The 14090-nt window shown below is 55.1% G+C and carries 9 protein-coding genes; 6 read left to right on the top strand and 3 right to left on the bottom strand.

All coding sequences use genetic code 11. The features are described 5' to 3' along the window. The first annotated feature begins 4 nt into the window (after window positions 1–4). From FHW71_RS02900 to FHW71_RS02890, 3 genes are all read left to right on the top strand, one after another. Window positions 5–1138: a M20 aminoacylase family protein gene (locus tag FHW71_RS02900; RefSeq protein WP_179450868.1), complete on the top strand. Its 1134-nt coding sequence runs from the start codon at window positions 5–7 to the stop codon at window positions 1136–1138. Window positions 1139–1252: 114 nt separating this feature from the next. Further along, window positions 1253–2569 carry a 4-aminobutyrate--2-oxoglutarate transaminase gene (gene gabT / locus FHW71_RS02895; protein WP_179450244.1) on the top strand — a complete coding sequence of 439 codons (1317 nt, stop codon included), beginning with the start codon at window positions 1253–1255 and terminating at the stop codon, window positions 2567–2569. Window positions 2570–2709: 140 nt separating this feature from the next. Next, window positions 2710–3219, top strand: coding sequence for an Lrp/AsnC family transcriptional regulator (locus tag FHW71_RS02890; RefSeq protein WP_008109584.1), 510 nt, complete (start codon window positions 2710–2712; stop codon window positions 3217–3219). Between the two features lie 300 nt (window positions 3220–3519). Here the strand turns inward: FHW71_RS02890 and FHW71_RS02885 are convergent, their stop codons facing one another. Further along, the gene (locus FHW71_RS02885) at window positions 3520–6090 is read right to left on the bottom strand and encodes an Ig-like domain-containing protein (RefSeq protein WP_179450246.1); all 2571 of its coding nucleotides are present in this window, start codon (window positions 6088–6090) and stop codon (window positions 3520–3522) included. 254 nt (window positions 6091–6344) lie between these two features. Then, on the bottom strand, window positions 6345–8732 hold the full coding sequence (locus FHW71_RS02880; protein WP_179450248.1) for an Ig-like domain-containing protein: 2388 nt from the start codon (window positions 8730–8732) through the stop codon (window positions 6345–6347). Window positions 8733–9057: 325 nt separating this feature from the next. Here FHW71_RS02880 and FHW71_RS02875 point away from each other — a divergent pair, with 325 nt between their 5' ends. Genes FHW71_RS02875 through FHW71_RS02865 form a run of 3 tightly spaced genes read left to right on the top strand, consistent with a single transcriptional unit; the run spans window position 9058 to window position 13515 of the window. Continuing rightward, entirely contained in the window at window positions 9058–9504 is a 447-nt protein-coding gene (locus tag FHW71_RS02875) for a GNAT family N-acetyltransferase (protein ID WP_179450250.1), read from the top strand. A gap of 14 nt (window positions 9505–9518) precedes the next feature. Beyond that, complete coding sequence (locus FHW71_RS02870; RefSeq protein WP_179450252.1) at window positions 9519–11567, top strand: hydantoinase/oxoprolinase family protein; 2049 nt, start codon at window positions 9519–9521, stop codon at window positions 11565–11567. 1 nt (window position 11568) lies between these two features. Then, window positions 11569–13515, top strand: coding sequence for a hydantoinase B/oxoprolinase family protein (locus FHW71_RS02865; protein ID WP_179450254.1), 1947 nt, complete (start codon window positions 11569–11571; stop codon window positions 13513–13515). A gap of 88 nt (window positions 13516–13603) precedes the next feature. Here FHW71_RS02865 and FHW71_RS02860 read toward each other — a convergent pair whose 3' ends face one another. Further along, window positions 13604–14050, bottom strand: coding sequence for a transposase (locus FHW71_RS02860; protein ID WP_179450256.1), 447 nt, complete (start codon window positions 14048–14050; stop codon window positions 13604–13606). Window positions 14051–14090 lie beyond the last annotated feature (40 nt).

Genomic DNA, 14090 nt, shown 5'->3' with positions numbered 1-14090 from the left:
GCAACTGGAACAATTAGTCGCGCTGCGACGGGATCTGCACGCCCATCCCGAGCTGGGTTATCAGGAGCAGCGCACCAGCGACATCGTGGCGCAGCTGTTAAATGAGCACGGTATTGAGGTGCATCGCGGGCTGGGTAAAACCGGCGTGGTTGGCGTGCTGAAACGCGGCAACGGCACGCGCATGATTGGCCTGCGCGCCGATATGGATGCGCTGCCGATGCAGGATAACGGCAATCAGCCGTGGAAAAGCGTGCACGATAATGTGTGCCACGCCTGCGGCCATGATGGTCACACTGTGATGCTGCTGGGCGCGGCGATTGAACTGGCTGAGCAGGGCGATTTTGACGGCACGCTGGTGTTTATCTTCCAGCCTGCCGAAGAGGGATTGGCGGGTGCGAAAGAGATGATCGATGACGGCCTATTCCAGCAGTTTCCCTGCGATGCGGTGTTTGCTCTACACAACTGGCCGGAGCTACCGCTCGGCGAAGTGCAGACGCGGCCCGGCGCGATCATGGCGGCGGCGGATCGCTTCGATATCACCGTCAAAGGCGGCGGCGGACATGCCGCGCAGCCGCATTTGACGCGCGATACGTTGCTGGCGACCAGCGAGCTGGTGGTGCAGCTCAACACGCTGGTGGCGCGCGCGCTCGATCCCTGCGAACCTGGCTTGCTTAGCGTGACGCGCATGCAGGGCGGCTTCTCGCACAACATGATTCCGGCCGAAGCCAGCATCACCGGCACGGTGCGCACCTTCAGCCCGGCAGCGCAGGACATCATCGAAAACCGTCTGCGTGAAATGGCGCTGCACGTCACCGCCGCACACGGCTTGCAGGCGGACGTGAACTACCTGCGTTATTACCCGGCCACGGTGAATAACGCGGCGATGGCGCAGCTGGCGTTAGACGCGCTGGATCAGGCCGGTATTCAGGCACAACAGGCCAAACAGCCGGCGCTCACCTCCGAAGATTTCGCCTTTATGTTGCAGGCGTGTCCCGGCGCATATCTGTGGATTGGCTCTGCGCCGAGCCAGCCGCTGCATCATTCGGCCTACGACTTTAACGATGCACTGATCCCGCACGGCATCCAGACGCTGACGGCGCTGGCGCGGCATGCGCTGGGTGCAGAATTTCCCTGCTGATTGGCGGTAGATTTTGACAGGAAATGCCGCTGCCCGCTGGATTACGGCAGCGTGAGAAACCAACAGGTTGCGATACTTGAGCCATCCGAACGTTACGTGGAAAGGGGTTTTAAAATGCAGAATGTCATGGCGGAGCAGCAAACATATTCCGATAACAGCCTGTTACTGGACGCGCGTGAGCAGCATGTGCCACGTGGCGTAATCACTGCGCATCAGTTGGTGATCGAGCGGGCGAAAGGCAGCGAAGTGTGGGACGTGGAGGGCAATCGCTATCTCGATTTCGTCGGCGGTATCGGCGTGCTGAACGTCGGGCACAACCATCCGGCGGTGGTCAACGCGGTCACCAAACAACTCGGTTTGGTATCGCACGCCTGTTTCCAGGTGGTGGCGTATCCGGGCTACATCGAGCTGGCTAAGCGCCTCAATGCGCTGGTCGGCGGCGGTGAAGATTTCAAAAGCGTGTTCTTCACCAGCGGCGCGGAAGCAGTAGAAAATGCCGTGAAGATTGCGCGCGCCCACACCAAACGCAGCGGCATCATCGCCTTCGACGGTGCGTTTCATGGCCGCACACTGCTCGGCACCACGCTGACCGGCATGTCCGCGCCTTACAAACAGAACTTCGGTCCGTTCCCATCCGATATCTATCGTTTACCGTTCCCGAATGCCTTCCACGGCGTGAGCGATGATGACTGCCTGAAAGCACTGGATCAGCTGTTCGCGGTGCAAATCGCGCCAGAACGCGTGGCGGCGATCATCATCGAACCGGTGCAGGGCGATGGCGGCTTCCTGCAGGCTGGCGCTAACTTCATGCAGGCGCTGCGCCGTATCACCGAGAAGCACGGCATTGTGCTGATTCTCGATGAAGTGCAAACCGGCTTTGGTCGCACCGGCAAGATGTTCGCTTTCCAGCATCTCGGCATCACGCCGGATCTGGTGACGGTGGCGAAAAGTATCGGCGGCGGTTTGCCGATCTCTGGCGTGGTCGGTAAAGCGGCGATCATGGATGCGCCACAGCCGGGCGGTTTAGGCGGCACTTATGGCGGCAACGCGCTGGCCTGTGCGGCGGCGCTGGCGGTGCTGGATCTATTGGAAAATGACAATCTGCTGGCGCGATCCAATCAGCTCGGCGAGCAGCTTAACGCGCGCCTGCAACAGCTGGCCGAGAAGTATGCCTGCATCGGCGATGTGCGCGGCATTGGCTTTATGCAGGCGGTTGAGATCATTGATTTCGAGACCAAAAAGCCGGATGCGGCGATGACGCAGAAAATTCTCGACTGCGCCTGTCAGGAAGGTTTGCTGCTGATAAAGTGCGGCATTCATCGCAACACCGTGCGCTTCCTCGCGCCGCTGGTCACCACCGATTCGCAACTGGAAGAAGCGCTGCATATCTTTGATATCGCGCTGGCGCGCGCCAGCGGTCGACTGGGTTAAAAAGCGCTTCCTCATTGAAATTATTGCAGTAATTTGAAAACCTCCCGCTGGTATAACCAGTTAACGAGATAGCACATTTACCTTAAAGCGTGTTATATCTTCGGGAGGTTAAACCTAATCGGTTGGCAATGAGGGGTGCTATGAACGGCTTAATGAAACTCGACCGCATCGACATCAATATTCTGGTGCAACTCCAGAAAGATGGCCGTATCAGCAACGTCAATCTCGCCGATGCCGTTGGGCTTTCGCCCAGTCCGTGCCTGCAACGCGTCAAGCGTCTTGAACAGGCCGGATTTATCAACGGTTATGAAGCCCACATCAATCTGACCAAAATCACCGATTCCGTGACGGTATTTACCGAAGTCACGCTCTCTGGCCATCGCCGCGAAGATTTTATGAAATTCGAAAATGCGGTGCGTGAGGTGGATGAGTTAATGGAGTGCCATTTAATTACCGGCGGTTATGACTATTTGTTGCGCTTTATTACCCGCAGCATTGAACATTACCAGGAAGTGATTGAGAAGATGCTGGATGCGCAGATCGGCATCGACAAATATTTCAGTTATATCGTGATTAAATCACCGATTATGAAAAGTAGCGTGCCGTTGAGATCGTTAATTTCGAAACAGAATTCGGTGGAGTTTGGTTGAGTTATTAATGTGTCTGCAATAGAGGTCGCCATAAATGGCGACCCTACGAATGTTATTTACGCGTTTTTGTAGGGTCGCCATTTATGGCGACCTGGCGTAAGAGCAGCACTGAACTATTCCCCCGCACATCCCGTAACGGCGCACTTCATCTGCGGGCACGATATGTAAACCATTAAATCCAAACCGCGCGATTAATCGCGCCGCTACGGAATGTGCGGTTTGTTATTCGGACACAAAAAAGCCACCGCAATAACACGGTGGCCTGAATTTAAATCACAGAACGGATTAATGATTTAAACATTAAACCAGTTCAGTTTTCACACCTTGCTGCACCAGTAATTCAGCATCATCGCCGTGGCTATACACGTTATATTCCACACCCGCAACGGTAACCGTGCCCTCCTGATGCTGCCATTCGCTGATATCGCTGCCTTCCGGCAGAATATCGACCAACTGAACCACATCGCCTTCGTCGCCTTTTACCAGCAGCTGCGTTTTACCGTCTTCAATAAACAGATCTTTTTCACCGTGCTGCAGCAGGGCGTTAAGATCCAGTTTAAGAATATTATCGCCGCTACCGGTAATGTCGATAATTTCAATAGATTCAATTGAGCTATTCTGCGCGATTAAATCGAGAAGCTGTCCTGAGCCGGTAAGTTGCAGGGTGTCGGTAATTTCCTCTAGGCCTTTAATGGGCTGATTTGCTAATAGTTCAATGTCATGTAACTGATGAATGTTATCTACTAAGCTATCACTTACAGAAAACATAGTAGCAGCATCATCATCTGCGCTATCTATGGAATTTAATCCAGTCGTACCAGATTTAGTGCCAAAATTAATGTCATCAATAATGACGGTAGCATGGTAAGAATTTCCATTCGTAGATAATTGCTTCGACGTGGTAGCGGCAATTTTACCTATTAAACGTCCTTCCGGAGCTGTGTAGTTGAAGTTTTTTTCTCGGCCCTCTACCATATCAATATAAACTTTTTCGATTAGTGCGCCTTTGGTGTCATATATGCTAAGGGTGGTCTGAATATCTTTTGTGATTGTTGAGGCGAAGGCCGCGGAGTTAAGTGTTGCACTGAAGTCAGTCACCCCCTTTTCCCAGCCAAATAGCGCTGGAGTATTGGCTGCAGTATTTAAGTACATATATCCGTAAATAGTGTTTGATGAGGTATATGAAGAGTCTCTGAAAAAAACATCATTATATATTTTTATTCCGTTAGGTGTTGTGAATGGAGCTTTTAAAGTGAATATCCCACTATCAGATGCGTAATCTCTTACCCAATCAAAATCATCAAATCCACTCACTCCTACAACTTCTGCAGCAATGTTCAGCTTAAATGCACTACTCCAGCCACCGGTTGAAGTTTTGCTGACCTGGAAATCCCAGTTGCCGTAAGGCAGGGCCGGTGAAGGGGTCAGGGTCCAGTCGCCTTTTGAATCCGCTTTGGTGCTGTAAATCGTGTTGGTGGTGCCGTTAGTCGCACGCAGATAAACGATGCTGTTGGCTTCGGCATGGCCGTTCAGGGTTGGCGTGGTGTCGTCGGTGCTGTCACCGTTTGCCAGCGCCTTAGGCGTGCCCATGTCGTCGTAACCGTCGGTGATAACCGGGTTAAAACCGTCGCTGCCGGTGATGCTCAGTGAGAAGGTGTCTGACCAGGCGTTGTGTCCCTGCGGCTGAACCTCGAAACTCCAGTTACCGGCTGGCAGGCCTGATGCTGGCGTCCACGTCCATTTACCGCTGCTGTCCACATCGACCACAACGGTATTCGCGAGCTGCCCAACCTGTGCGAATCGCAGTACCACTTTGCCGTTGGCTTCACCGCGACCGCTGAACGATGGCGTGGCGTCGTCGGTTATCGCGCCGCTGCTCAGCTCACCCTGCCATGCACCGAAGTCATCCTTCACCATTTCGATGCGGGTTTTGCTGGCGATATCTGCGGCGGTGGCGATATCCAGCGTGAACAGGCTGCTGCTGAAGCCGCCGATGCTGGCCTGGAACTCATATTCGCCGTAAGCCAGCGCGCTGTCCGGCGTCCAGCTCCATTCGGTGCCGTTCACCGTTGCGGTGGCGCTGCCGGTCCAGGTGCTGCTGCCTGCGAGACGGTAGTAAACGGTGACCGCGTTGCCGGCCGAAACGTCGCCGCGCAGGGTTGGCGTGGTGTCGTCGGTCAGGGCACCGCTGCTGAGTTTGCCCATGTAAGCGCCGACGTCGTCGATGGCTTCTTTAATGGTGATGGTGTTTGGCGGCAGAACGGACGCGTCTTCGCCAATCACAATGGTAAACGGCGCAGAAGGTGAGCCCGTACGGGGCACTTTAGCAAACGTCTCTTCAGCGACCAGACGCAGCGCATTGCTGCCGTCCTCAAGGTCCTGCATCGGCTCCATCTTCCACACGCCGGTGTCTTTATCCGCGACGGCGCTGCCGATTTTCTCATTTTTGTCATTGAGCAGGTAAACCGTGGTGCCTTTCTGCGCAACGCCGGTCAGCGTCGGACGTTTGTCATCGGTTGTATCGCCCGGCTCAAATCCGCGCTGCTCTGCGCCGAAATCATCATAGAGTTTGATCAACAGCGGTGCTTCAGGCGGCGTGGAATCAACAACAATCGTGGCGAGTGTGGGTTCGGAAAGGTTTCCGGCCCGGTCGTACTGACGCAGCGAGAGGCTGTAGTTGCCATCGGCATACGGCGTGGTTGCCTCCCAGCGCCAGAAGCCATTTTCATCAATCGGGATCAGGAAGCGGTCGGTGCCGATAACCAGCTCCATTGTGCCTTTTTCGGCGAGTGCTATCGTGTTGCCAAAGACTAAATTGCCGTTGGCTTTTTCGATATAGGTGGTTTCGGTGCGTGCAAAGAGCTCAATCATAAGAATATTCCATTATATGTTTTTAACAGTACTGTCTGCGTCCTGGCGGTGCAGTAACGCAGCCCCCACAACACAGTGCTGAAAGATGTTAAAGCAACGGGTAATAGGGGCGTTCAAGAAAGGTCTGCAAAGAAAGTGCCGAGGATGAGACAGGTGAATAACAGTATATGCAGCCTGTTAACAGGAAATAAAAAGCCACCGCAATAACACGGTGGCCTGAATTTAAATCACAGAACGGATTAATGATTTAAACATTAAACCAGTTCAGTTTTCACCCCTTGCTGCACCAGCAATTCAGCGTCATCGCCGTGGCTGTAAACTTCGTATTCCACGCCCGCAACGGTAACGGTGCCGTCTTGAAGTGTCCATTCGCTGATATCGCTGCCTTCCGGCAGAATATCTACGAGCTGAACTACATCGCCTTCGCTACCTTGAATCATGGTTTGCGTACTGCCATTAGTAATAAAAATCTCATCCTTCCCATGCTGTAATATATCTTCAACAGAAATTTTTAGTATTTGATTTTTGGGATTGATGATGTGGCTATCAATATCACTATTGAAAACCTCAGTCTCTGTAATTTCATCGTGCTGATTAATGCCAGAGGTTATTGAAGGTATTTCCCAAGCAATATTGTCAAAATTAATCCCCCCATTATCTCCGACCCAAATATCAACCCACCCAATCAAATCCCCAGATGTTTTATAACTGTAATTTGATGGAGTGTTTCCATTGGTTAATAACGTAGCGATTTCTTCTCCAATCTTAGCGCCAGTGATATCATAGATAATCATAAATGCTGCGCCACCATTAGTACCCATAGCCTGCCAACTAAAACTTTCCGCTCCATTAAAGTTAATAGAGATACCTGCCTTATCCCTAATGATGAGACTTTTATTTCCAATGTAGGGTATGTAATTTGTTGGTGAACCAGTGACAAATGATTCACCTTTAAGAGATTTTATTGTCAAATCCTGGGAAAATTCATACTCTTTATTGACTTCCAGTTTAGTTCCAATTTCTAAACCCGGTAACGATGAAAAATTCTCAAAATTATAGCTGTATTTTCCTGGTGTGGAAGGTTGAGGCGTTACAATGGTCAAGTCGAATCTATCGCCCCAACCACTTGAAGCATTATTACTTACATGAAAATTCCAGTCGCCGGTTGCCAATTCCGCTGGTGGCGTCCACTGCCAGTTACTTGAAGAATCAGCCTGCACGCTAAAGATTTTCACATCCGCGCCATTGATTGCTTGCAGATAAACAACGCTGTTTGCTGCAGCCTTGCCGTTCAGGGTTGGGGTGGTGTCATCGGTGGTTGCGCCGCTACTGCGCTTGCCAGTTGAGGCACCGACATCATCAAACGCGTAATCAATCACTGGCGCATAGCTGTTTTCACCGCTGCCGGTGATTTCCAGTTTAAATCCATTGCTCCAGCTGCTGCGACCCTGCGCCTGCACGTCAAAACTCCACACGCCGGTTGCCAGTTCAGCGCCCGGCGTCCAGCGCCAGTTACCCGCGCTATCTGCGTTAACCACCACGCTTGCCGCCGAACCGCCTTCCAGCATATAGCGAATAATCACGTTGCCGTTGGCTTCCCCACGACCGCGTAACGTTGGCGTGGCGTCATCGGTGATCGCACCGTCTGCCAGCGGACCTTGATCCAGGCCGAAGTCATCATAAGCGGATTCAATACGCGTACGCAGGCCAATATCCTCAGCGGTGGCAATTTCCAGCGAGAACAGGGCGCTTGAGTTAGCGCCAATGCTGGCCTGGAACTCATAGCTGCCGACTGGCAGCGCGCTGCCCGGCATCCATGTCCAGCTTTCTCCAGTGACGGTGGCCGTAGCGCTGCCGGCCCAGGTGTTACTGCCCGCGAGGCGGTAGTAAACGATAACGGTGCTGCCAGCCGAGGCGGTGCCGCTCAGTGTTGGCGTGGTGTCATCAGTGAGTGCGCCGTTCGCCAGCGCGCCGGTTGTGCTACCTGCATCATCAAAAGCTTCAGTGATGGTGATGGTGTTTGGCGGTAAGCCGTCGCTGCCGATAATGATGTTGAACGCTTCAGATGGCGCGCCAGCACGGGTCACACCATCGAACTTCTCTTCGGCGACCAGACGCAGCGCATTGGTGCCGTCTTCAAGGTCCTGCGTCGGTTCCATCTTCCACACGCCGGTGGTTTTATCGGCTACCGCGCTGCCAATCTTCTCATCTTTGTCATTGAGCAGATAAACCGTGGTGCCTTTTTGAGCCACGCCGGTCAGCGTCGGGCGTTTGTCATCAGTAGTTGAGCCAGGATCGAAGCTGCGCTGTTCTGTACCCTGGTCGTCATACAGATTAATCAGAACAGGGGCTTCAGGCGGCGTGGTATCAATGCGCAGGGTGCGCAAGGTCGGCTTACCAACGTTACCGGCGCGATCTTTTATGGCAATCGAGACGCTGTAATCGCCATCCGGCATCGCTTCGGTCGCGACCCAGGTAAATTTGCCGGTTACCGGATCAACCGGTAGTTCGAAAAATTTGCCGCCAACGGAGACCAGCGCGACGATGCCGGTTTTTCCTTTCTCGCCGGAATCGCCTGGAATGGTGGGAAGAGAGGTTGCTCTCTCAATATATAATGTGCCGGTGTAGTCAAGAATATTCATCGATAAAGGTCCTTCTATTAATCACTTACGTTAAAAAGTATTTTTTTGCATGTTCAGCCACGCGCTTAGGCGTGCACTAAATCAGCGAGGCCGCAGGAAAGTTAATCGAAGTTGTTAATTAGGCTGACGAGAACAGTCTCAAAGCGGATTAGGTATGGGCTATCGCGACCATAAAATGAAGCTGACCAGTGATGCGCCAGCACCACAGCATAAAATTTCATTCCGGTGGCAAAATCGCTGCATCCTGCGCGTTAGCGGTCGTGCTTCGGTTTTCACGGTTAAACCAACCCCATTACACTGATTCCAACCGTTACAAGGAGTTGTTATGAGCACACTCACCATTCCCGATCACATCTGGCAGCGCGATGCCTTCACGCTCTCCACCGAACGCGCCAGGCTGGATTTTGACTACATCCATCAGCAGCTGACGGAAAAATCCTACTGGGCACAAGACCAGCCGCGCGCCAAAACCGAGCGCGCCTTTGCTGGCTCATTGCCGTTCGGCCTGTATCACCAAAATCAGCAAATCGGCTTTGCAAGATTAGTAACCGATTACACCCGTTTCGGCTGGCTGTGCGATGTGATGATTGATGAAAACTGGCGCGGTCACGGATTAGGCCGCTGGCTGGCGGCGTGTGTGCGGGCGCACCCGGAACTGGCCATGGTACATCGCTGGATGCTCTCAACTAATGATGCGCATCCGCTCTATCAGCGCCTCGGCTGGCGCGTGGTGCAGGATCCGCAAAAACTGATGGAATTTCCTCCCTCCTGACACTGGAGTTTCACATGGGTTACCGCGTTGGCGTCGATATTGGCGGGTCGTTTACCGATTTCGCCGTGCTGGATGAACACACCAATCAGATATACACGCTAAAAGTGCTGTCGCGACCGGATCAGCCTGGCAGTGAAATCCTTACCGGATTAACCCAGCTGCAGCAGCGCGATGGCCTTGATCCAAAGCAGATTGACTACTTCACGCACGGCACCACCGTTGGTATCAATGCGGTGATCCAACGGCGCGGCGTAAAGCTGGCGCTGTTCGCCACTGAAGGTTTTTGCGATGTGCTGGAGCTGGCGCGCCTGAAGATCCCGCACATTCATGACCTTTTTTCACGCCGCCCGGCACCGCTGATTTCGCGCGACCGGGTGTTTGCCATTAAAGAGCGCACCGATCGCCACGGCAATGTGTTGACCGAGGTCGATCGGCAAAGCGTGTTGGATGCCATCAATGCCGCGCGCGCCGCCGGTTGTCAGGGCATTGTGGTGGCGCTGCTGCACAGCTATCGCAACCGCCACAACGAAGCGGCGGTGAAAGCCATCATCAATCAACACGCGCCCGACTTGCTCACCTCTTGTTCCGCCGATATCTGGCCGATCATCCGCGAATACGAACGCACCATCACCGCCACCATCAACGCCTACGTGCAGCCGATGGTGATTAACTACCTCGAATCTTTTGAGCGCGCGCTAAAAACCATGGGCGTCCAACCGCCGCCGCGCATTACCAAATCCAACGGCGGTGTGATGGGCGTCGAGCAGGCAAAAAGCGAGTGCGTGCAGATGGTGCTGTCCGGCACCGCATCGGGCGTGATCGGTGCCAGCTTCCTCGCCAGCGCCTGCGGTTTCGACAAAATCCTCAGCCTAGATATTGGCGGCACCAGCGCCGACGTGGCGGTAATCGTCGATGGGAAAGTGGCGCAGGGCAACGGCGAAATCATCGGTGATTTCCCAATCTACATTCCGTCTGTGGCGGTGACGTCCGTTGGGCAGGGCGGCGGATCGCTGGCGTGGATTGATAATCAAGGCGTGCTGCAAATGGGGCCGGACAGCGCCGGATCGCTGCCGGGCCCGGTGTGCTTTCAGCGCGGCGGCACGCAGCCGACCGCCACCGATGCTTTTGCTGCCTGCGGCATGATTGGTCACGGCGATCTCGGCTACAACGCGGTGCAGGTGGATGTCGCCGCCGCGCGCGCCGCGTGGCAGCCGCTGGCGGATTCGCTCGGCATCAGCATTGAAGAGACCGCCGAAACTGCCATCGAGCTGGCGATCTCCAGCATGTATGGCGACACCAGCGGTTTGCTGTCGCGCTTCGGGCTCGACCCGCGTGAATTCTGGTTCCTCGCTTTTGGTGGTGCGGGCCCAATGATGGGCTGCTTCCTGGCGCGCGAGCTGAACATGAAAGGGGTGATTGTGCCGCCGACGCCGGGCGTGCTCTCGGCGCTGGGTGGTTTGGTGGCGGATATCCGCAACGACTTTATCCGCACGCTGTATAGCGATCTCGATGCTTCATTGGCGGATCGTCTGGCGACCGAAGCCGAGGCGCTGAGCCAGCGCGCGCGTAGCTGGCTCAGCAGCCAGCACGGCGCGCATATGCCGTTCACGCTGCACTACAGCGCCGACATGCGCTATCGCGGCCAGTCATTTGAAATCGAAGTGGCGCTCGAGCCGCAGTGGCTGGCGCAGGCCAATGTCACGGCGTTGCATGATGCCTTTGATCGCCAGCATCAGCAGCTGTTTGGTCACTTTGATGCCGACGCGCCGGTGCAGATCATCAATCTGCGTTTGGTGATCGCCTCGCCCACTCCGAAACCGACGCTCAATCCGCTGGCCTCCGCCGACGCACCGGTTGAAGTGGCGAAGCAGGTTAGCGCGTGGATCGATGGCGCGGCGCATCAGGTGGATGTGGTGTTGCGCGCCACGCTGCGCGCCGGACATCAGCTGATTGGCCCGGTGATTGTGGCGCAGGATGACTGCACCACCTGCGTGCCGCCCAACATGAAAGTGGATGTGGATAGCTTTGGCAACCTGCTGATCACGCCAGTGGAGGCGAACTAACATGGCGATTGACGGACGTAACCTGCAAATTCTGGCCAACTACTGCGCGGCCGCCGCCGATGCGATGGCCTTCACCTTGATGCGCACCGCGCACTCAACTTTCGTCAAAGAGACGGAAGATTTTTCCTGCCAGATTGTCAGCCGCGACGGCCTGGCGTTCGCCTCACCGCGCAGCTTCGGCGCGCCCTGGTACAGCGGCATCGATTACGGCCCGGTTTTGGCGCTGATCGACAGCTACGAAGAAGGCGATATCTGCATCACCAACGATTCCTACGCCGGTAACGTCGCCACGCACTCGCCGGATATCCATATCTGGAAACCGGTGTTTCATGGCGGCGAAATTGTCTGCTTTGTGGTGGGGCATATTCACAACACCGACGTTGGCGGCGCGGTGCCCGCGTCTTTATCGCGCTCGCTCACCGATATCGTACAGGAAGGGATTCGCATTCCGCCGCTGAAAATCGTGCGCAACGGCGAACTGAATGAAGAAGTGGCGCGCATCATGCGCCTCAACGTGCGTGCGCCGGAGCAGAACTGGGGCGACTTCAAAGCGCAGATTGCCTCGGTCAACGTCGGCGAACGCAAAATCCACGACATCATCGCGCGCTTTGGCGTCACCGATTTTCTGCAAGGCATCGAAGGCATTCTCGATTACGCCGAAGCCCAGGCGCGCAGCATCATCAACACCATTCCTGATGGCGAATATTTCTATGCTGATTTCGCCGATGAAGATGGCGAAGGCGGTTTCCCGTGCCGCGTGGCGATCACCTTGCGCGTCAGCGGTGACACGCTGGAACTCGATTACACCGGCAGCGATCCGCAGCTGGCGTCGTCGCTAAACATGCCGACCGGCGGACGCGAGCGTCATCCGCTGGCGCTGGTTGGCGTCACTTATGTGCTCTCGACGCTGGATCGTAACCTACTGCTCAACGCCGGCACCTTGCGGCCAACGCGCGCCATTTTGCCGCCGGGCACGGTGATGAACTGCGAAGCCCCGGCGGCGGTCGGCATGCGCTCGCTGACTTGCGCGCTGTCGCAAATCGCTACGCTCGGCGTATTTTCGCAGGCGATTCCCGATCGTTTACCGGCGAATTCGCCGGGTGGTAACTCGATCATGAACATCCGCACCACCGACAGTGCCAACCGCAGCGTGGTGGCCTCGCTCGGCCCGGTCGGCGGCGGGGCAGGTGGCACGCCGCGCCACGATGGACCCGACGGTTCCGGCGGCTTATCGGCGTTCCTGAAAAACACGCCGATTGAGATTAATGAAGCGGAAGTGCCAATCCATTTCCATCGCTACGGCTTAGCCGCCGACAGCGCCGGAGCCGGGCGTTATCGCGGCGGTTTAGCTACCGAGATGGCGTTTGAAGTTTTTGCGCCGAATACCACGGTGACGGCGCGCAACCGCAACCGGTCGGTGTTCGCCTCGGCGGGCGTGCTGGGCGGCGAATCCGGCGGCCTTTCGCACTTCCGCACGCTGCGTAACGGCACGGCGATTGAACACGGTAACACCGACGTCATTCACTGCCAGCCCGGCGATATCGTCGAAGTACGCGGACCCGGCGCGGGCGGTTACGGTTTGCCGGTGGAGCGCGATGTGCAGCAGGTATTGCAGGACGTGCGCTGCGGATTTGTCTCTGAACAGGTGGCGCGTGACAGCTACGGCGTGGCGCTGTGCGACGGTGAGATTGATGAGGGTGAAACCGCGCGGTTGAGGGCTGAGATGCCATCTTCGGCGGCGCAGCATTTCGATCACGGTGCGGCGCGTAGTGCGTTTGAAGCGATCTGGACGCCGGAGCGCTATCGCATGCTGACGGCATTTTTGGCGGCTGCGCCGGTAAGCTGGCGTCACTTCCTTAAGCAGCAGGTGTTTACGGCGGTGGCCGCAGACAGTGATGTGCCGATGGATGTTATTTTCGCGGATCTCAGAGCGCGTTATTCGGTGTGAAGTTTCGGCAAGGTCGCCATAAATGGCGACCCTACAAAAGCTCCGTAGGGTCGCCATTTATGGCGACCTTTCCAATCACCGCACAACCTCAACCATCCACATACAACCGATCCCATTCCCACTGTTTCGGATTGTTTTCAATATATTTTCTGAACGCCAGTAACTCCCTCTCATCTCGAATTACACGATCATAAAAACTGCGTTGCCACACCTTCACACCTGTTTCACGCGTAATCTCGGCTTTGAACCAATTAACAATATTTAGCAGGGTTCTCTGCGCGCTTTCATTCAGCCAAATAATGCCATGCAGGTGATTCGGCATCAGGATAAAGGCATCGAGATTAATAGAGGAATCGCGCTGAGGTAAAGCCCGCCAGGTCTTGATGATGTAATCACCAAGCGGCGTGAGACAGAATTCCGCCGCGATAAATTGACCAAATAAAGGTGCGCGGCGAAAGCAAACCAGCGTGATGAAATACGCGCCATTGGCGCGGTAATCATGATGTTTCAATCGTGAGTATTTGCGGTTTTTCATAATGGCCTCCTTGCCGGAATGATTTTGCAGCATGTCTGGC

Origin of the sequence: Enterobacter sp. Sphag1F (assembly GCF_014193275.1) — a bacterium.
In the GTDB taxonomy this organism is placed as follows: Bacteria; Pseudomonadota; Gammaproteobacteria; order Enterobacterales; family Enterobacteriaceae; genus Pantoea; species Pantoea symbiotica.
This window is presented reverse-complemented; position numbering and strand designations above follow the sequence as displayed.

Excerpts from the sequence above, each read along its gene's own strand:
- FHW71_RS02890 (WP_008109584.1), top strand. The coding sequence starts at position 2,710 with ATGAACGGCTTAATGAAACTCGACCGCATCGACATCAATATTCTGGTG.
- gabT (WP_179450244.1), top strand. The coding sequence starts at position 1,253 with ATGCAGAATGTCATGGCGGAGCAGCAAACATATTCCGATAACAGCCTG.
- FHW71_RS02865 (WP_179450254.1), top strand. The coding sequence starts at position 11,569 with ATGGCGATTGACGGACGTAACCTGCAAATTCTGGCCAACTACTGCGCG.
- FHW71_RS02860 (WP_179450256.1), bottom strand. The coding sequence starts at position 14,050 with ATGAAAAACCGCAAATACTCACGATTGAAACATCATGATTACCGCGCC.
- FHW71_RS02880 (WP_179450248.1), bottom strand. The coding sequence starts at position 8,732 with ATGAATATTCTTGACTACACCGGCACATTATATATTGAGAGAGCAACC.
- FHW71_RS02885 (WP_179450246.1), bottom strand. The coding sequence starts at position 6,090 with ATGATTGAGCTCTTTGCACGCACCGAAACCACCTATATCGAAAAAGCC.
- FHW71_RS02870 (WP_179450252.1), top strand. The coding sequence starts at position 9,519 with ATGGGTTACCGCGTTGGCGTCGATATTGGCGGGTCGTTTACCGATTTC.
- FHW71_RS02875 (WP_179450250.1), top strand. The coding sequence starts at position 9,058 with ATGAGCACACTCACCATTCCCGATCACATCTGGCAGCGCGATGCCTTC.